We start from the raw sequence: 19,427 nt of genomic DNA on the forward strand, positions 1-19,427 counted from the left end.
AGCAACTAAATGATTGCTCGCATTTAACATAACCGATATTAGGGTCCTTGATTCATCACACGTCTACATAAAGGGCGGAATGCCTTTGCTGAACTCTGATACAAGAGAAGCGATTGATTGCAGCTGTTGATCATCTAAATCGAAAGCTACTTTAATTTTACTTTCTAAGTTAGATGTTACTCGTCTTTTACCAATTTCTACTAAGGCGATTAGCGAAAAACTGCAACTAACAATTTTAGCAAAATCTCGTTGTGTCATATTATAGCTTTCACGTATGAATTTTATAATTTCTTTATTCATGTTCTCACCTTTTTAAAAACAAGATTATTTTATTAAGTTAGCATTTATATCAATCTTTTGTAAAGTAAATTCTATTCCCAACAGTGGAAAAGTATTATCGAACGACTTGTTATTGGAACCAACCTGGATAGAATCCCATAAGGTAAAATAAAACCTTATGGAAGGGCTGGGGAAAAAATGATCGTTCTTAGCGATTATGGATTAAAACCAGCTGTTGGCCGTTTTCAAGGGATAAAGCGAGAGATTTACCTTGCTTTAGAGAACAGTCCATTGCAGCATATGTACGGTTCTCTCCATGAATTGCTATTTGACCTCCAATTAAGAGAAAATATCATACGGACAGCTAGAAAACTTCATGAAAGCGATGTGGCTTTTGCTCCATTTCAAACATCTAAATTCAACCCGGAAATTTGGAAAAAGATAAAATACGGGTACTTGTTAAATCCGTCCGTTCTGCCATCTGATGCAATTAATGATATCTTTATAAATAGTAATGAATATGCATTTGAATGTTCAACAGCCATTGTAATCATTTATTATAAAGCGGTACTCGATTCGATCTCGACAAGCTATTTCAATACGTTGTTCCAGCGGCTTCTTGTTTGGGACTGGAATTATGATCGTGATTTAGGTATCATTACAACAGTCGGCAGAGACTTTATTCCTGGAGATGTCGTATATTTTTATAATCCTGATTATGATCATCCTGTTTGGACAGGGGAGAATACCGTTTATTTGGGAAATGGACTATATTTTGGCCATGGGATTGGAATTGAAACTGCTGAAGGGATGATTAAAGCACTGAATACATTAAGAAAAGAAAACGCAACCCAGTCAGCTTATTTAATCTCCCAGCATAGCCGATTAAATACAAAGTATTTGTCCCAATTTGCAAAACAGACTCTAAGAGTACTAAACTAATTCAATGACTATTATAAATGAAGAGATAAAGTGTGACGCGATTCACTGCTTTGTCTTTTTTTATTTTCTATAATGATAATAAATTTCAATTATAATTCATGTTATTCGAATCGAGGAGGTAAGTTAATGAACAGCGCTCTAAAAGAAAAAATTTATGAAGAGCTGGAATTAGTAATTGATCCAGAATTGGGCATAGATATTGTAAATTTAGGTTTGATATATGAAGTAAATATTAATGAAGAAAATAATGTGCATATTGTCATGACTATGACATCAATGGGCTGTCCAATGGCTGGACAAATCGTTGGTGGGGTCAAAAGTGCCATTTTAGATAATATTGCAGAAATCAGCAAGGTAGATGTAGATATTGTTTGGAGTCCGCCTTGGACAAAGGATAGAATGTCGCGATACGCTCAGCTCGCACTTGGTATCCACAGATAATAAGATAAAAGCAGGCGCTAAGAATGAATATTCTTAGTGCCTATTTATTTTGTTAGAATTTTGAAACTTTTGTACTGCTTATACGTATATAAATTAAACCAAATATATCTGATAATAGATAAAGAAGGGATGTGATATAATGGAACTTTTTGGCTTGCCTATTCATACACTTTATCTCTATGTACTTATTGTTTCTGGTAGTTTAATTATCCTTTACTTGTTTTTTGGTGATATGGTGGAAGGATTATCTGAGGCTGCAGGGTTTCTCCATCCAGTTCTAGTGTTAGCTTTTTTAACCTTTTTGTCAGCAATTGGCTATTTATTGGAAGTCCTTACTGGGATGAATAGTGTACTTATACTTATCATTGCCGCAATCGCTTCAGTTGTTTTAGATACTTTACTAAATGTTTTTGTTCTTATTCCATTAGCCAATACAGAAGAATCACTCGTTTATACGGAAGAATCTTTAAAAGGAAGAATAGCTTCGGTAATAATCCCAATTCCAGAGGATGGCTTTGGAGAAATATTGATTGAAAGCTATAGCGGCAGAATTTCAAAGCCTGCTGCTAGCTTTGATAATAAAGGCATTGGTGAAGGACAAAAGGTTCTTGTTATCGATGTGAAAGATGGGGTTCTTTATGTAGTACCTCAAAATGAATATTAGATAGGGGGAGTTACAATGCTTCAAATTTGGATTATCGTTGGGATTGTTGCATTCTTATTAATTGCCTTACTGGGTGTTTTTATTACGAAATATCGCACAGCTGGACCAGATGAAGCTTTAATCGTAACAGGAAGCTACCTAGGTAGTAAAAATGTTCATGTGGATGAATCCGGGAACAAAATTAAGATTATTAGGGGTGGAGGAACATTTGTACTGCCGGTATTTCAACAGGCAGAACCGTTAAGCTTACTTTCTAGCAAACTAGAAGTTTCCACCCCTGAGGTGTATACAGAGCAGGGTGTTCCAGTCATGGCTGATGGAACAGCAATAATAAAGATTGGCGGTTCAATAGGGGAAATTGCCACTGCAGCAGAACAATTTCTTGGAAAAAAGAAAGAAGACAGAGAAAATGAAGCAAAGGAAGTACTCGAAGGTCATTTACGCTCCATTCTTGGTTCGATGACAGTAGAAGAAATCTATAAAAACCGGGATAAATTTTCTCAAGAAGTTCAAAGGGTTGCCTCACAGGACCTTGCAAAAATGGGTCTGATTATCGTTTCCTTCACCATTAAAGATGTCCGTGATAAAAACGGCTATCTTGATTCATTAGGGAAGCCGAGAATTGCACAAGTGAAACGGGATGCTGATATTGCAACAGCTGAAGCGGAAAAAGAAACTCGAATTAAGCGTGCTGAAGCTGATAAGGATGCACAAAAGGCTGAACTTGAGAGAGCGACAGAAATTGCTGAAGCGGAAAAAGAAAACCAAATGAAAATGGCAGATTACCGCAGGGATCAGGATATTGCTAAAGCTCGTGCAGACCAAGCGTATGATCTTGAAACAGCTCGTGCCAAACAGGAAGTAACCGAACAAGAAATGCAAATTAAAATTATCGAGCGTCAAAAGCAAATCGAATTAGAAGAAAAAGAGATTTTAAGAAGAGAACGACAATACGATTCTGAAGTGAAGAAAAAGGCAGATGCGGATCGCTATGCAGTAGAGCAGGCAGCGGAAGCAGAAAAGAAGAAGCAATTTGCTGAAGCCGATGCCAATAAGTACCGAATTGAAGCACAAGCAAAGGCTGAGGCTGAGCGCGTGAGAGCGGATGGATTAGCAAAAGCAGACTCACAGCGTGCACAAGGTGAAACAGAAGCTGAAATCATTCGTCTGAAAGGTCTTGCTGAAGCAGAAGCGAAGCGAAAAATAGCTGAAGCGTTTGAGCAGTATGGTCAAGCTGCAATCATGGATATGGTCTTAACTATGCTCCCAGAATACGCGAAACAAGTGGCAAGCCCGCTATCAAACATTGATAAAATTACAGTGGTTGATACAGGCAGTGATGGAAAAAATGGCGGTGCGAATAAAGTTACTGGCTATGCAACGAACCTTATGGCTACATTGCAGGAAAGCTTGAAAGCTTCTTCGGGTATTGATGTAAAAGATCTATTGGAAAATTTCTCAGGAAAATCGAATATTCGTGAAAGCATCGAACATTTAAAGTTGGAATTGAAGGATAATAAGCAAGAAGAAGATAAAAGTGAATTGCAATAGAGGGAAAATAGTATAGACATATTTCTCTTTAAGAGGTATAAATAGCCCATTTTTTAATGATAAAAAAGTAATAAAAACGAAGAAATACATCTATTTAGAGGGGGCCTTTTCATATGGATCCCTCTTTATTTATGGGGATTCTACCTAAAATTGTGCATTCGTCTATCGCACAATCTAGAGTAAATGAATAGGATATATGGAAACAAACAAAGGAGGTATTTGAACATGGGAAATGAATGTGGAGGCGTTGGTTACGGTGGAGGCTTCGCTCTACTTGTCGTATTGTTTATCCTATTGATTATCATTGGTGCTTCATGGGGTTACGGTGGTTACGGATATTAATAATAGGAAAATATGAATTATAGGACAGCAAGGAGGAGATCGTGTATGTATGGATACGGCGGCTATGGCTATGGTTGCTGTGGATACGGCGGAGGAGCTGGATACGGCGGAGGAGCTGGATACGGCGGTGGTTTTGCCTTAATCGTTGTTCTTTTCATCCTTCTAATCATTGTAGGCGCAGCTTGTTTTAGATAATTAGTATTAGAAAAAGCAGGAGAAGAATTCCTGCTTTTTTTGTTGTTTAAGTAACTTTTTAAAGTGAATAAAAGCATTTTGTATTATGATACAGTTGACGGTAAACCTCCTGTATTGACATTCCTTTTTGCTTGGACAGGAAGGAAACTGAATCATTCATCATTTTTGGATGGGTAACTAAACCCTGAAATGGTCCTTCAAATGGCCAAGGTCCATCCGTTTCGACCATGATTTGATCAATTGGGAACACTTTTGCAATTTCCTGAATTTCTTCTTCATAAACAATATCAGGAGTGAAGGAAATAAAGTAGCCATTTCTTATGAGACGCTGTATGGTTTTGCTATCCCCTTTAAACCAATGAAAATGAGCTTTTTCAATCGAGTGTTTTTCTAAAAGATCACAAACGACAGGGGCATCATCATAAACGGCATGAAGCACGATGGGCATCTCCCACTTTTTAGCGAGGATAATAAAGGCTTCTAATAGCTCGATATAGCCGTGTAGTGGAAAAGAGGGATCGCCTGCCTCCATTCGTAAATAATAGGGAAGTCCTACTTCACCAATGGCAACCATTTTTTCTTTATTTGATTCTATCCAAGTTATTAGATTTGCCAGCTCATTTTCATTCGGTAATGACTGTTCAGGATGATACCCAAAAGCAGGCTTCACTTTTGAATATTTTTCAGATAATAAAAGATTTCTCCTTGCAGATTCTATGTCATATGAAACAGAAATAAAGGATTGAATGGTTGGGGAACTCGAGATAATCGCTTCAATTTCTTCATCCTTATAATGATCAAGATGAATATGGGAATCGATCATTGATTTCATTCTCTATTGCTCCTTTTTAATGCAAAGTGAATCGTTCTCTTGCTTTCCAAAAAACGATTTTCAAGTAAAAGCTCTTCATTTCTCGGGCGGCTAAAAGGAACCTTAAGCTCAGAAATAACATGTGATGGCCGGTGAGAAAGAACAAAAATACGATCCGAAAGGAAAAGTGCTTCCTCAATATTATGGGTAACAAAGAGGATGGTTGGTCTATGCGAATCCCAAATATCGAGAAGCCACTTTTGCATACCGAGCCTTGTCCATTCGTCGAGAGCGGAAAAAGGTTCATCCAGCAGAATGATAGGCTGCGGGCTTAAGAGCGCACGAATAAATGCCACTCGCTGTTTCATTCCTCCTGATAATTCATGCGGATAGGAATGTATATATTCTTTCAGTCCTGCCTTTTCAATCATTTCAATGGCTTTCTCTCGATTGATATTCCCTTGAAGCTCCTGACCTAATAATACATTATGGAGAATCGTGCGCCATGGTAGCAATGAGGGGGTTTGCGGCATATAGCTAATGGAACCGCGCTTTCCAATAATGCTCTCTTTTTGTAATCGAATCGTTCCTTCATCTGGAGTTAGCAGCCCTCCAATTAAGTTGAAAATCGTACTTTTTCCACTGCCAGACGGTCCAAGGATAGAGACGAATTCACCCGCTTTCACATCCAAGCTTAATCCTCGGATAACTTCGTTTTCTCCAAACCTTTTCGAGACATTTTCAATTGAAAGTAAACTCATTTTCTTTCAGCCTCCATTCTTTTCCAGCGGACTAGAAAATGCTCTGCCAGCAGAATGAGCAAAAATAATAAAAGACTTAATATCATAATAAATAATATAGCAACAAATACACGATCCGTTCGAAAGGAAGAGGAAGCAAGCGTCATATATACACCAATTCCTGATTTGGCTCCGAGCCATTCAGAGATGACTGCTCCCATCACGCTATATGTAGCTGAAATCTTTAAACCAGAAAATATAGCTGGCAAGGAAAAAGGAAGCTCAAGCTTCCAGAAAAGCTGTCTTCGATTAGCACCAGCCATCATCATATAATGCTTCAGTTCATTTGGTGTTTGTCTAAACCCATCTAAAGCAGCAACAGTGATGGGGAAGAAACAGACAAGTGTGATGACAATAATCTTTGGCATTAAGCCAAAGCCAAACCAAATAACCAATAGGGGAGCAAGAACGATGATTGGTACATTCTGTGATAAAATCAGCAAAGGGTAGATTGATTCTCTAACCATTGGAATAAGATGAAGGATAATAGCTGTCAGCAGTCCAACACTTGAGCCGATGACAAATCCGAGCAACGAAAGTTTAATTGTTGATTGCAGATGCTCATGAAAATTTCCCCAGCCTTCTATTGCTTCTTTAAGAATATCTGTTGGTGGTGGGAGAAGCCACGCAGGAATATCAGCTAGTTTAACTGCCATTTCCCAAATAATGAATAAAAGGAGGAGAACAAGAGCCGGTCTCCATCCTTTTAATAAATTGTTTATCATGAACGGTATTTCTCCGTTAAATCGTTCATTTCAATTCCTGAAGGCTGATATAAAATTTTTACTTGCGAAATGACATTTCTGCTCCCTTTTTCGATCATTTTTTCGTTCATTTCAGCTATGATTCTTAATAATTGTTCTAATTCACCTTCCATAGTTGTTTCCAGCGGGTGAACCTCATACTTAACTCCTGACGCATCAATTACACGAATTGCTTCATCAACGTAGGGAATGACATCCTCACCGTTTTTAGTTTTTGGTATGATTTGTATACTTACTAATGCATTAGCCATACTTTAACACTCCTCATTCAGGTAAAAATTCATTTGTAAAAGCTTTTTCAGCTTCTAATTTCTTATCAAGCAAACCGTTTTCGAACATCCAATCTGCATAGTTTTTCCAAACGTCTAGCTTTTGTTCACCCCATCTTGAGGCATCGTCTTGATAACGGGGAGCTAACCATTCCTGGCTTTTTTTCACAAGTTGTTCATCTAGATCGGGTGCGGCTTTTAATAGGATGTCTGCTGCTTCATTAGGGTTTTCGATTGTATAGCCATAACCTTTGGATGCCGCTTTAACAAAAGCTTTTACTATTTCAGGATTGTTCTTAATCATTTTTTCATTTGTTGCTAGTACTGGGGTATAATAATCAAGCTTTTCGCTATAATCGGTTAAATAAACCATATTAATTTTTTCCCCGCGCAGCTCTGCCTCCACGCCTGTCCAGCCATAATAAATCCAAGCGAAATCAATATCGCGTTTAACAGCTGTGAAGAAATCGGCATCGCCCATATTAACGATTGAAACATCTGCAACATTTGCCTTTTCGATTTTCATTAAAGAATCAAGAACGGATTTCTCAACAGGTGAGCCCCATCCCCCATATGTTTTTCCTGCAAAGTCTTTTGGTGATGTGATATTTTTTTCAGCAGGTGAAGCAAATCCAGAAGTATTATGCTGAATCACTGCGGCAACGGACACAAGAGGAACTCCTTGCACACGAGCTTGTGTGATACTTTCCTGATAACTTACCCCGAAATCAGCCTTTCCAGATGCAGTTAGCTGATCTGCACCAGCTTCACCAGGCATAATAATTTCCACATCAAGGCCTTCTTCTTTAAAGTAACCTTTATCCTTGGCAACATATAAGCCAGTATGGTTCGTATTTGGTGTCCAATCAAGAACAACCGTAACCTTTTCCAGGTCTTTTTTGTCCTTTTCCTTTGCTTGATCGTCGCCGCTGCTGCAGCCAGTAAGCAAGAGTGCGGAGCAAATGATTGTTATCCATTTCTTCATCCTTTTAACCTCCAGGTAATTTATACTTATGTTCTCCAGAATGTATGGATTTTTTGCAAAATAAAAACGCCCTTGGCATGAACCAGGGCGCATATAAACTAAACACATCTATGTATTAGAATATGTTCCCTCCGCTGGTATCAACCAGATCAGGTTCAAAGGGTTATCATCTCACTGATGAAATCTCAACCGATATACGGTTCCCCCACATTTTTAGCCTATTTAATTTGTCAAAAGCGTTTTTATTCCTAACCCATTATAACAGAAATGTTCTAATTGACTAGAAAAAAGTACTAATTAAATATATCTAAATAGTCATTCCACTATTTTACTGCATTTCTATGGAAAAAATTGAGGTGTGGAGGTGTTTAGTTTTCTATGTTACGGTTATATACGTTGTTCATGCAAGAAAAAAGGAGGGGATTGAATGAAGAAACTTGCAGCGGTTTTTGCAGGGTTCATGATGCTCTCATATCCGTTTTTCCAACCAGATAAACATTACACGTATGCTGAAACTTTAGATCATGTTGATATATATACGGTTCAAAAAGGTGATTCCCTTTTTGAGATTGGAATGAAATATGGAGTATCTGAAATAGATGTAATGAAAATTAATCATAAAAAGTCAGAAAAAATCCGACCTGGTGAAAAGTTAATTTTACCAAAATCGATTTCAAAAGAAGAAAAGGATCTTCTTGCAAGACTTGTCCATGCTGAAGCAAAAGGGGAGCCTTATGCTGGGAAGGTTGCTGTTGCGCTAGTCGTTTTAAACCGAGTGGAAGACAATCGCTTTCCAGATAAAATAAAAGATGTCATTTATGAAGATAGACAGTTTCAACCAGTGGATAATGGAGCTATTAATGAGCCTGCAGATAATAATTCTAAAAAAGCGGTCATGGAGGCACTTGCTCTAGAAGGAAAAGGAAATGACTCCGTCTATTTTTTCAATCCTGACGAAACAAGCAGTACATGGTTAAGAGCACAAACAGTGACTGAAGAAATTGGAAATCATCGCTTTGCTAAATAGGAACATCTCCAGTGTATTCGTGGAGATGTTCTTTTTTGTAATCAGGAAGAGGTGCCATGATTATGATTCCAAGGGTAAGTGGAGAAATCGTCACCACGGTCATAAGAAGGATTGACATGTGCCCGACAAAGAGTGAAAAACAGGATACCGCGGTCACATGAGGTAGCACCAAGTGCCCAACATAGGCAAAACAAGCAAAACCTCGATTACATTTGCTTGTTTTCTTCAGCATCAATGGGCTGATTCCGTTTCCAGCTCTTATATTTCTCCAATTCATCAGTAAGTTGTTTGATGGCAAATGCAATGACTGCCGCATCGTCAACAATGCCGAGACCAATCAAGAAATCCGGTATGATATCAATCGGAGAGACAAAGTAAAGAATAGAAGCAATAATGAACAAGATGGATTTCTTTGATATTGCTCGATATTCTCCGCTTGACCAAGACTTAACAAGTTCAATAAGAAGCTGAAATTTCTCCCATACCCCGGCAAAAGATGCTTTATTCGCTTTTGCTTTCTTTTCAGTTTTTTTAAGTAAATGATTTGTTTCTTGAGGGTTATCTACATATTTTTTTGCTTTTGAAAGAAATTTTCTATAGCCTGCTTCATAATTTTTTTCATCTGGCATATTGCTTTCCTCCAATTAAGTAATTAGTTGTTTTTCTCGATATATTCAAATAAAAAGGATTGTCCATTTCGGTAAAACCGTGGATCGTATAAACCGATGCGATCGTCATCATCCACAAGGACAACAAATGGTGCCCAATCATAAAGGGTTTTTGCTTCTGGGCGTTTATCAAATAGCATGTCCAAATTGGCGTCTTCAGATGAATGCAATACATACTGCTCCCTTTTCTTTTGAAATAGACTATCAGAAAAAATCGACACTTCCTCATCCTTTTTAGTAATTACAGAATAGGTCCAAGGAATAAAGCCAGCGGATAGTGCCACTTGATCATAATTTTCATCGTATTGGCTGTAAATAAAAACTCCTTGTATGGTTTGTACCATAAAGTGAAGGATGATAAACATCCAAGCCATTCTAAAATATAATGGGGATTTTGTTCTTTTCCTTTTTGAAAAGATATAGGCTATTCCCATAATCATCCATAATACGAAATCAACAATGGGGATCGTTCCAAATGTCATTCTTATGGATGAAACAGGTTCTAAATAACCTGTTCCCCACGCGTTAAATAGATCGCTAGTAGTATGAATGATGACTGCAAGCCAGCCGAGAAAAAACAGTTTGATATCCTTAACCTTAAACAATAGTAGACAGAGGAGTGAAAAAAATAGTGCCCATAAAGGGGTGAGAAAAATGGAGTGTGTAATTCCTCTATGCCACATTTGATACATACCTTCAGTATCCCAAAAGCTGGAAACAACATCTATATCCGGAATTAGACTTGCACCAACCGCAGTTACAAGATAGGCTTGTTTATGCTTTTTATCTAGTTTCTTTTTATCAACAGTTCCGTATAAAGTAAGCCCAAATAAAGTATGGGTAATGGAATCCAACGGAGCACCTCCAAATCGAAAAGTTTTGTCTATACTTAGTATAGTTCATGAACCTTCTTGAAAAAAAGCAATACGATGTGTAAATGCAGCATTGCAATCTTTTTTTCAGAGCGATAAAATGAAAGGTATGATTAAATTGAGAATTCCTTCAGCGTAATATTCAAATTGCGCTGATAGGTAATTTGCGATAAATTTGAGAGTCAGCGAGGAATTAACAATGGCAAAAAAGTTTGAAGAAGAAGTTTTATCACGCCGGACATTTGCAATTATTTCCCACCCGGATGCAGGTAAAACGACATTAACAGAAAAATTGCTCCTTTTCGGAGGCGCTATTCGGGATGCAGGAACGGTAAAGGGAAAGAAGACCGGAAAATATGCGACTAGTGACTGGATGGAAATTGAGAAACAAAGAGGAATCTCAGTAACCTCCAGTGTGATGCAGTTTGATTATAATGGTGCGCGGGTCAATATTCTTGATACACCAGGACACCAAGACTTTAGTGAAGATACGTATCGGACTTTAACTGCTGTAGACAGTGCGGTCATGATTATCGATTCTGCAAAAGGGATTGAGGAGCAAACGCTTAAGCTCTTTAAAGTATGCCGAATGAGAGGCATTCCTATTTTTACCTTCATTAATAAATTGGATCGACAAGGGAAGACACCATTAGAACTTCTTGCAGAGCTTGAAGAGGTGATGGGGATTGAATCGTATCCGATGAATTGGCCAATTGGAATGGGCAAGGAATTCCTGGGGATTTATGATCGTTTTAATAATCGAATTGAGCAATTCCGTGTAGATGAAGATATGCGCTTTATTACATTAAATGAAGACGGTGAAATTCAAGGGGAGCATGCTTTGAAGGATTCAGGTCTGTATGAGCAAACTCTTGAGGAAATCATGCTTTTGAATGAAGCTGGCAATGAGTTTTCTAAAGAAAGAATTGCAGAAGGGGAACTAACGCCTGTATTCTTTGGAAGTGCGTTAACAAACTTTGGTGTACAGACATTTTTAGAGTCGTATTTGCAATTTGCGCCAGCGCCACAGCCGCGAAATTCAACAGCTGGTGAAATTGATCCACTATCAGATAATTTCTCAGGATTTATTTTTAAGATTCAAGCGAACATGAATCCAGCTCATAGAGATCGAATTGCATTCCTAAGAATTTGTTCAGGTCAGTTTGAACGCGGCATGACCGTAAATATTCCGAGAACTGGGAAGCAAATTAAGCTTGCCCAATCCACTCAGTTTATGGCTGATGATAGAAGTACGGTTGATCTTGCTGTAAGCGGGGATATCATTGGTATTTATGATCCGGGAACATACCAAATTGGGGATACACTAACTTCAGGTAAGGAAAGTTTCCAATTTGACCGCTTGCCACAATTTACGCCGGAGCTCTTCGTCAGGGTTTCTGCGAAGAATGTCATGAAGCAAAAGCACTTCCATAAGGGGATTCAGCAGCTTGTACAAGAAGGTGCGATTCAGCTTTATAAAACGGTAAAAACGGAGGATCTTTTGCTTGGTGCAGTTGGCCAGCTTCAATTTGAAGTATTTGAGCATCGAATGAAAAATGAATACAACACAGAAGTATATATGGAAAGAATTGGTTCGAAAATTGTCCGTTGGGTTGAAGGGGATGAGGTAAGTGAAAACCTCTCCAGTTCCCGAAGTCTTCTTGTTCATGATCGTTATGATAAAAAAGTATTCTTATTCGAAAATGATTTTGCACTAAGATGGTTCCAAGATAAAAATCCAGATGTTAAATTATATAATCCAATGGATTCAGAATATTAATATGAAAACGGCTCCTGTATAGGAGTCGTTTTTTTTGCAATTAACTTGGTTAGTGAATAATCACGGTGTTAATGAGCCGTGATTATTTTTATCTCCAAAAAGAAGCAAGAGTGTATTTTTTAATGGTGTCCATTGACAATTCCTATTAAAAATAATATAGTAATATTATATTATTTCACTTTAACGCTAAAAAGCGTCTAAGTAAAATAGTAATTAAATAGAATCGCAGAATAAATGCTGCGTTTACAACAAGAGGAGGAATTCATATGCAGCATGAACGGCCAAAATTAACGATTAGACCGTTGGAAGCACTTATTATTACACTTATCCTATTAGGTGGAATCAGTTACGCAATTATTTTTACTGGAGTAGTTCCCCATGTTCCAATTGTGTTAGCTGTTATTTGTTTAATCGCATATGGACTGATCAAACGTGTAGCCATTAAGGACTTAGAAGATGGGCTTGTTGATGGAGCAAAATCCGGTCTTGGTGCCGTATTTATCTTCTTCTTTATTGGAATGTTAATCAGCAGCTGGATGGCAAGCGGGACGATCCCGACATTTATATATCTTGCCTTAGAAGTTGTTAATGGAAAGTTCTTTTATGCCATTGCTTTTATTGTTTCTTCAATCATTGGTTTAAGTGTTGGCAGTTCGCTAACAACGGCAGCTACCATTGGTGTTGCTTTCATGAGTGTAAGCTCAGCACTCGGACTGTCGGAAGCGATTACGGCTGGAGCGATCATTTCTGGAGCTTTTTTCGGTGATAAAATGTCTCCGCTATCAGATACAACGAGTCTTGCCTCGATGATTGTTAAGGTTGATATTTTTGAACATATAAAAAATATGGCTTGGACGACAGGACCAGCTTTTGGAATAACGCTCATCCTATTTGCTTTTTTATCGCCAACTGAAGCCTCAGCAAGCTTTGAAATGATTCGTACGCTAAAAGCTAGGCTTATTGAGCTTGAGTTTGTTCATTGGTATTCTTTAATTCCTTTTATTCTATTAACATTTCTCGCGATAAAAAGAATCTCTGCGATTATCACTCTTTCATCAAGCATTTTAGCTGCATTGGTGATTAGCTTCTTCGTACAAAATGATTTAAGTGTTGAGAAAGTGATGAATTTATTATTTTTCGGTTTTAAATCAGATACTGGAGTAGAAGAAATCGATTCCCTTTTAACGAGGGGCGGGATGGAAAGTATGATGTTCTCCATTTCCTTAGTTTTATTAGCTCTTTCCATGGGTGGTCTCCTTTTTAAACTAGGGATTTTACCTGCCCTTTTGGAGGGCATAAAGGGATTGTTAAGTAAACAATCATCATTAATTTCTGCAACAGCTGGAACTGCAATTGGGATCAATTTTCTTCTTGGAGAACAATATCTTTCCATATTATTAACAGGAAATGCTTTTCAGGAATCATATGATAAGGCAGGTCTTGAACGGAAAAATTTATCGAGAGTGCTTGAGGATGCGGGAACAGTTATTAATCCATTGGTCCCTTGGAGTGTTTGTGGTGTTTTCCTAACAGGGGTTTTAGGTGTAGCAACAATCGACTATTTGCCATTCACCTTTTTCTGTTTACTGTCTCCTATATTAACAGTTGGATTCGGGTTAACCGGCTTCACAATTACAAAAAGTGCAAAGGCTGCAGCATAAATCGCTGCCTTTGTACTTTTTTTGTTTTCATTAGGCTGGATATACTTGCATCAGGAAACGTCCTTTACTATAGTTAGAATAATAATGATTTACATACAATGACATTTTTTCCAAAATGATCTCAAAAGGGGAACTGGCATGAGAATGAGCAGCTTTTCGATAAAACGGCCAATTTTTACATTGGTGACCATGTTCTTAATTCTGATTCTAGGAATAGTCTCTGTTTTAAATATCCCAATGAAGCTTATACCTGATATTAATCCGCCGGTAGGAGTTGTTGTGGCCACATATCCTGGTGCAAGCCCTGATGAAGTGGTAGAAAAGGTTACGAAGCCTTTGGAGGAAAGCCTAGCAACACTTCCAGGTTTAAAAACAATGACATCTTCATCACAGGAAAGTGCAAACTTTATTCTCATGCAGTTTTCTTGGACGACTGATATTGATGAAATTCAAAATGAAGTCATCCAACGATTAGATCAAGCTATTATACCAGATGATGCTGATCGTCCTCGCTTCCTAAAATTTGATCCTTCTCAGTTTCCTATCATTCAATTATCTTTAAGTGGAGAAAATAATTCACAAGTTTTGAGACAATTAGCAGACCAGCTTAAATTAGAATTGACAAAGGTCGAAGGTGTAGCAAGTGTTAACCTGTCTGGAACAGCGGTTAAGGAAGTCAGGGTAGAACTGGATCAAGGTAAACTTAAGGAATACGGGCTCAGTCAAGAGGATATCGTACATACGATTCAGGCCAATAATATTTCATTGCCTGGAGACACCATCTTAACGAACGGAAAAGAATTAACAACAAGGGTCATTAGCACGATCGACTCAATTACTACATTAAAAAACTTAACAGTTACTGTTAATCCAATGAATGGACAAAAAATATCATTGCAAGAAGTTAGTAAGGTTGAATTGCTAAATCAGGATGATCGGACAATTACAAGAACAAACCAAGAACCAGCTGTTTTGTTAAGTGTCCTCCAGCAATCTGATGCGAATACTGCAGCGGTCTCCAAAGCATTTAAAGTTGAGCTTGAAAAACTGCTCGATAAAGAAAAATTCGCAGGTATTGATTACGATATATTATTTGATCAAGGTGATTTTATTCAGCTTGCAATTGGGAATATCTCAAGTTCACTTATTCTCGGGGGACTTTTTGCGATGGTTGTACTTTTCTTCTTTTTAAGAAACGTAAAAAGTCCATTAATTATTGGAATATCAATTCCGTATTCTGTAATTTTTACTTTTGTGTTAATGTTTTTTTCCAACTTCACTTTAAATATTATGACTTTAGGCGGTCTTGCCCTTGGTATAGGAATGCTTGTTGATAATGCAATTGTTGTTATAGAAAATATTTATCGTCATCTATCAATGGGAAAAGATTCGAAGGAAGCAGCATTAGATGGAGCAAAAGAGGTTGGTGGTGCGATAACGGCTTCAACACTTACGACAATTGCTGTGTTTATACCTGTTGTATTTATTACTGGAATTATTGGAGAACTCTTCACTTCGTTTGCGATGACCATCTCCTTTAGTTTATTTGCTTCATTAATTGTCGCTCTTACAGTTGTCCCAATGCTTGCCAGCCGCCTATTAAAAGCACCAGCTGCAAATTTTGAAGCAAAAAGGCAAGAATCGAAAGTAATGCTCATGCTTGAAAAAGCGGTAAAATGGTCATTGCAGCATCGTTTAGCTGTTATTCTCATCTCATTGCTGCTTTTTGGTGGGGGAGCGTACGGGTTAACGACGGTTGGTACTCAATTTCTGCCTAATACGGATGAAGGTTTTTTTAGTATTCGTGTAAAGCTTAAAAATGGCTCTGCTCTAACAGAAACGGAAAAAGTCATTTCTGCACTGGAAAAGGAACTTCAAAAGGAAGAGAATGTTGAAACATATGTCAGTCTTGTTGGTACGACCCAGGAAGGATCATTCAGGGGATCAAGGAATGCCAATATTGCTGAACTCTACGTAAAAATGAAAAAAGTGGATAAACGGGATCAAACTACTTTTGAATTTGTTGATGAGGTGAAAAAGGAGATTGAACAGGCAGCACATAAAGCAAATGAAAGTACTGAAATATCGTTTAATCTGCAATCTTCAGCTGGAACATCGCCTAATACATTGACATTTAGTGTTAGAGATGTCGATGTAGATCGCCTTAATAAAAATGTAGAAAAAATATACAACGAGTTAAATAAACTGGATGATACAACGGAATTATCAACGGATTTAATGGAAAAAGTGGAAGAGGTCAGAATTACTGTAGATCGTGAAAAAGCAATGGTACATGGGCTTCTTCCTTCACAAATAGCCATGATTGTAAACGATGTGACGAGGGGAAACCAATCAACACAAATGATTGATGACAATACAAATATTTATCAAGTAATTGTCGAGTACGACCGAGGAGTTACACAAAATCTAGACCAATTAAAAACACTGCTGATAAAAAAGCCAGATGGACAGTTTATACCTCTTGAGGAAGTAACAGTGATTGAGCAAGGGGAAGGGCCTGTAAGTATCCAGCGTATTAATCAGCAAAGTGCTGTACAATTTACATTGAAATATCGATCTTCCACAAACTTAGGAGCAATTTCAAAAAAGGTAGATAAAGTAATAGAGGATCTAGGTCTATCTGAAGAAACAGATATTATCTTTAGTGGCGATCGTGAATTGCTTGAATCCTCGATAGACGATATGTTCATGGCTTTTGTCCTAGCGATCATGTTTATCTATCTCGTCATGGCGGCACAATTCGAATCTTTAAAATACCCATTTGTTATTATGTTTACAGTTCCGCTAATGATTATTGGTGTTTCTATCGCATTAACTGCGACACGAACGCCAATCGGAATAACAGCGATTATTGGCATAATCGTACTGGCAGGAATTGTTGTCAATAATGCGATAGTTATTGTAGATTACATTAATCAGAAGAAGGAGAGTGGTATAAAAACGTATGATGCAATCGTCATTTCCGTGAAAGATCGCGCAAGGCCGATTCTAATGACAGCTTTAACGACAATACTTGGCTTAATCCCGCTTGCGCTAGGCATCGGGGAAGGGACAGAAATAAATCAGCCAATGGGTATTTCTGTAATAGGAGGATTAATCAGCAGTACCTTCTTAACTCTATTTGTTATACCAGTCGTATACAGTTTTTTTGATAAAGATACGAGACGTCTGAATAAAATGTATGCTACGCCAGATGGTCATCTGATTCCAGCCTATTTACTTGAAGACCGTACTGAAACGGATAAGTATAAAGAAAGAGAAGCAAGCAAAGAGGATTCGTTTCCTGTTGATGATCCAAAGCTAGGGAAATTTAGCAAGGAAGATATGGCAATTATGCTTGAAGAACTGTTAAAAATAGTAAATCAAGATAGAAATAATAATCATGAGGAAAAGTAAAGTCAAATGAATAAAATAAAAATTTGCCGTTAATCATGGATTAGCGGTTTTTTTACGCTATAAAAGTAATAATAAGATATATAACAAAAATGGGAAATTAGAATCAGTCCGATTAAAAGAGAGTGTTCTAATTATGGAGCGGTTGGTGATTTAGGGTGAAAACACTAGGTAAACTGGAGGCTGTTTTATGGAGTATTGCACTTCCTGGATTCAGTCAGCTACTTACGGGCCAAATAATAAAAGGTACGCTTTTTGTATTGCTTGAATTCGTTATTAATATGTACAGTAATTTTAATTCTGCTATCATGTTCAGCTTTCTAGGAGAAATTGATGACGCCATCCAAGTAATAAATTTTCAATGGCTAATGTTTTATCCTTGTCTATACTTTTTTGCGATGTGGGATGCTTACCGAAGTGCGATGCCTGAGAAGGAAGAATTATCCTTCCTGCCATTTGTTTTTAGCGCCTATTTTGTTACAGTAGGTCTAATGTACTCCACGCGCATAAAATTATTTGGTACCTTAATAGGACCTGTATTTTTACCTATGCTATCTTTAATACCGGGTTTAATTACTGGATTCTTAATTAGGTGGATTATATTATCAATTAAAACATCGCGTCTGCAGAAATAAGAAGCATCTATCTAATGCAAAGCTTTAACAATTATTTTTGTTAAGGCTTTTTTAGCTTTAATAAAAATTATTTATCAACCCCCAAAAACACCTCATAACAAATCGTACAGTTGTAATGAACAAGGCGGCCGCTTAAATCATTTTATGAGGTGAAAGAGTTGAAATTTTTATCAAACAATGAATTACAGAAATTAGGAAAAACATCATTAGTGTTGTTACTTGCAGGGACATTCACATTTTCAACATCATTGGCTTCTGCCGCTGAAAACACAGCAGAAACAGAAAAATATGAGACAGTTGAATTGCCAGATAATCTTAGTGTACCTAAAGAAAGTCCAGATGTGGCAAATGAAGACCAAGTTAACGGGGAGAAAGTCGAAGAAGAAACTCCCTCTTTATTACCAGGAAGCTTTTTCTATTTTGCTAAAGTTGCGTTGGAAAAAATAAAACTAGCATTCACATTCAATCAAGAAAAGGAAGCAAAGCTATTGGCGACTTTTGCTGCAGAGCGTTTAGCAGAAGCGGAGGCACTTTTTAAAGAAGGTAAGGAAGATGAAGCTCTTGACGCCATTAAAAATGCATTTGAAAGCTTAGAAAATGTAGAAACAATTATTGGAGAAGAAAAAGAATCTGTTGCAGATGATGCAAATAACACGGATGAAAAGATAGAAAATGAAGATTCAATTTCAGAGGACTTAGAGACAGATGGCGTATCAGAGGATGTAATCGCTGAAAAAGATGATGTGGATGAGTTATTATCGCAAAATATTATTGCTTTAACAGCAGCAATGGAGAAAGTGAAAAATCCAAAAGCAAAAGCTGCTTTACAAAAAAATATTGAAAAAAGTTATGCAAAGCTAGCTTCAAAAATAGAAAAAATGAAAGAAAAAGAAAAAAAGACAGATGAAGAAGTAGTTGAAGAGTCTACTTCAAGTACATCCTTAACAGCAGATAAAAGCTTGACTGAAAATTCTCAAGCAGAAGAAAATGTTGATGCAATAGAAGAGGTAACAACCGTGGAAAAGGAAGATGAGGTTGTTCCAGTAAAACAAAATAAGCAAGAAAAAGCTGTACAAAAGCAGGAAAAGAAAGTAGCTCATGAAGAAGCAAAAATTCAAAAAGCATTAATTAAAGAAGAAGCAAAAAATACGAAAGAAATGAAAAAGCAAGAAATGAAAGAAAATAAAGTGGCTTTAAAAGAAGAGAAGAAATTTGAAAAAGCCAAAACAGGAAATGACAAGCAAAATGACAGACAAAAGGGAAATGCACAAAAAGAACATGGGAAAAACAATGGAAATCAATAATTAGTTAACCATATTATGAAAGG

20 protein-coding genes and 1 riboswitch are annotated in these 19,427 nt (G+C 37.3%); of the genes, 12 read left to right on the plus strand and 8 right to left on the minus strand.

Annotated elements, in window-relative coordinates; all coding sequences use genetic code 11:
* Positions 1–63: 63 nt before the first annotated feature.
* Positions 64–300, minus strand: a complete 237-nt coding sequence (locus tag AN957_RS09325; RefSeq protein WP_053475331.1) for a helix-turn-helix domain-containing protein — start codon at positions 298–300, stop codon at positions 64–66.
* A 177-nt stretch (positions 301–477) separates the two neighbouring features.
* On the opposite strand from AN957_RS09325, the gene AN957_RS09330 reads away from it, so the two are divergent.
* The 6 genes from AN957_RS09330 (at position 478) to AN957_RS09350 (ending at position 4,414) form a co-directional block, all read left to right on the plus strand.
* The gene (locus tag AN957_RS09330) at positions 478–1,221 is read left to right on the plus strand and encodes a hypothetical protein (protein WP_056683626.1); all 744 of its coding nucleotides are present in this window, start codon (positions 478–480) and stop codon (positions 1,219–1,221) included.
* Between the two features lie 126 nt (positions 1,222–1,347).
* On the plus strand, positions 1,348–1,662 hold the full coding sequence (locus AN957_RS09335; RefSeq protein ID WP_053475333.1) for a metal-sulfur cluster assembly factor: 315 nt from the start codon (positions 1,348–1,350) through the stop codon (positions 1,660–1,662).
* Between the two features lie 139 nt (positions 1,663–1,801).
* The gene (locus AN957_RS09340; protein WP_053475334.1) at positions 1,802–2,326 is read left to right on the plus strand and encodes an NfeD family protein; all 525 of its coding nucleotides are present in this window, start codon (positions 1,802–1,804) and stop codon (positions 2,324–2,326) included.
* A 15-nt stretch (positions 2,327–2,341) separates the two neighbouring features.
* Positions 2,342–3,877 carry a flotillin lipid rafts scaffold protein FloT gene (locus AN957_RS09345; RefSeq protein WP_056683629.1) on the plus strand — a complete coding sequence of 512 codons (1,536 nt, stop codon included), beginning with the start codon at positions 2,342–2,344 and terminating at the stop codon, positions 3,875–3,877.
* A 225-nt stretch (positions 3,878–4,102) separates the two neighbouring features.
* On the plus strand, positions 4,103–4,219 hold the full coding sequence (locus AN957_RS26770) for a YjcZ family sporulation protein (protein WP_075209117.1): 117 nt from the start codon (positions 4,103–4,105) through the stop codon (positions 4,217–4,219).
* A 45-nt stretch (positions 4,220–4,264) separates the two neighbouring features.
* Positions 4,265–4,414 carry a YjcZ family sporulation protein gene (locus tag AN957_RS09350; RefSeq protein WP_056683631.1) on the plus strand — a complete coding sequence of 50 codons (150 nt, stop codon included), beginning with the start codon at positions 4,265–4,267 and terminating at the stop codon, positions 4,412–4,414.
* A gap of 58 nt (positions 4,415–4,472) precedes the next feature.
* Here the strand turns inward: AN957_RS09350 and AN957_RS09355 are convergent, their stop codons facing one another.
* Genes AN957_RS09355 through AN957_RS09375 form a run of 5 tightly spaced genes read right to left on the minus strand, consistent with a single transcriptional unit; the run spans position 4,473 to position 8,043 of the window.
* Positions 4,473–5,246, minus strand: coding sequence for a TatD family hydrolase (locus AN957_RS09355; RefSeq protein WP_053475336.1), 774 nt, complete (start codon positions 5,244–5,246; stop codon positions 4,473–4,475).
* Positions 5,243–5,986 carry an ABC transporter ATP-binding protein gene (locus AN957_RS09360; RefSeq protein WP_056683634.1) on the minus strand — a complete coding sequence of 248 codons (744 nt, stop codon included), beginning with the start codon at positions 5,984–5,986 and terminating at the stop codon, positions 5,243–5,245. The genes AN957_RS09355 and AN957_RS09360 overlap by 4 nt, the downstream gene beginning before the upstream one ends.
* Entirely contained in the window at positions 5,983–6,750 is a 768-nt protein-coding gene (locus tag AN957_RS09365; protein ID WP_053475338.1) for an ABC transporter permease, read from the minus strand. Before AN957_RS09365 ends, AN957_RS09360 begins: the two co-directional genes overlap by 4 nt.
* Positions 6,747–7,040, minus strand: coding sequence for a thiamine-binding protein (locus tag AN957_RS09370; RefSeq protein WP_053475339.1), 294 nt, complete (start codon positions 7,038–7,040; stop codon positions 6,747–6,749). The genes AN957_RS09365 and AN957_RS09370 overlap by 4 nt, the downstream gene beginning before the upstream one ends.
* 13 nt (positions 7,041–7,053) lie before the next feature.
* The gene (locus AN957_RS09375; protein WP_053475340.1) at positions 7,054–8,043 is read right to left on the minus strand and encodes an ABC transporter substrate-binding protein; all 990 of its coding nucleotides are present in this window, start codon (positions 8,041–8,043) and stop codon (positions 7,054–7,056) included.
* Between the two features lie 109 nt (positions 8,044–8,152).
* A riboswitch (TPP riboswitch) is annotated at positions 8,153–8,260 on the minus strand.
* Positions 8,261–8,470: 210 nt separating this feature from the next.
* Between AN957_RS09375 and AN957_RS09380 the strand changes: the two genes are divergently transcribed.
* Positions 8,471–9,070 (plus strand): cell wall hydrolase, encoded by a 600-nt coding sequence (locus AN957_RS09380; RefSeq protein ID WP_053475341.1) that lies wholly within the window; start codon positions 8,471–8,473, stop codon positions 9,068–9,070.
* 206 nt (positions 9,071–9,276) lie between these two features.
* On the opposite strand, the gene AN957_RS09390 is transcribed toward AN957_RS09380, so the two are convergent.
* A complete protein-coding gene (locus tag AN957_RS09390; RefSeq protein ID WP_053475343.1) occupies positions 9,277–9,699 on the minus strand; it encodes a YkvA family protein in 423 nt (140 codons plus the stop codon).
* 23 nt (positions 9,700–9,722) lie between these two features.
* The gene (locus AN957_RS09395; RefSeq protein WP_053475344.1) at positions 9,723–10,592 is read right to left on the minus strand and encodes a metal-dependent hydrolase; all 870 of its coding nucleotides are present in this window, start codon (positions 10,590–10,592) and stop codon (positions 9,723–9,725) included.
* A gap of 217 nt (positions 10,593–10,809) precedes the next feature.
* On the opposite strand from AN957_RS09395, the gene AN957_RS09400 reads away from it, so the two are divergent.
* The 5 genes from AN957_RS09400 (at position 10,810) to AN957_RS09420 (ending at position 19,404) form a co-directional block, all read left to right on the plus strand.
* Positions 10,810–12,390 (plus strand): peptide chain release factor 3, encoded by a 1,581-nt coding sequence (locus AN957_RS09400; protein ID WP_056683637.1) that lies wholly within the window; start codon positions 10,810–10,812, stop codon positions 12,388–12,390.
* A 266-nt stretch (positions 12,391–12,656) separates the two neighbouring features.
* Complete coding sequence (gene nhaC, locus AN957_RS09405; protein WP_053475346.1) at positions 12,657–14,051, plus strand: Na+/H+ antiporter NhaC; 1,395 nt, start codon at positions 12,657–12,659, stop codon at positions 14,049–14,051.
* A gap of 138 nt (positions 14,052–14,189) precedes the next feature.
* Positions 14,190–17,468, plus strand: a complete 3,279-nt coding sequence (locus AN957_RS09410) for an efflux RND transporter permease subunit (RefSeq protein ID WP_056683640.1) — start codon at positions 14,190–14,192, stop codon at positions 17,466–17,468.
* Positions 17,469–17,623: 155 nt separating this feature from the next.
* Positions 17,624–18,100: a hypothetical protein gene (locus AN957_RS09415; RefSeq protein ID WP_053475348.1), complete on the plus strand. Its 477-nt coding sequence runs from the start codon at positions 17,624–17,626 to the stop codon at positions 18,098–18,100.
* Positions 18,101–18,258: 158 nt separating this feature from the next.
* Positions 18,259–19,404, plus strand: a complete 1,146-nt coding sequence (locus tag AN957_RS09420; RefSeq protein WP_053475349.1) for a DUF5667 domain-containing protein — start codon at positions 18,259–18,261, stop codon at positions 19,402–19,404.
* Positions 19,405–19,427 lie beyond the last annotated feature (23 nt).

This window comes from Cytobacillus solani (assembly GCF_001420595.1).
Lineage (GTDB): Bacteria > Bacillota > Bacilli > Bacillales > Cytobacillaceae > Cytobacillus > Cytobacillus solani.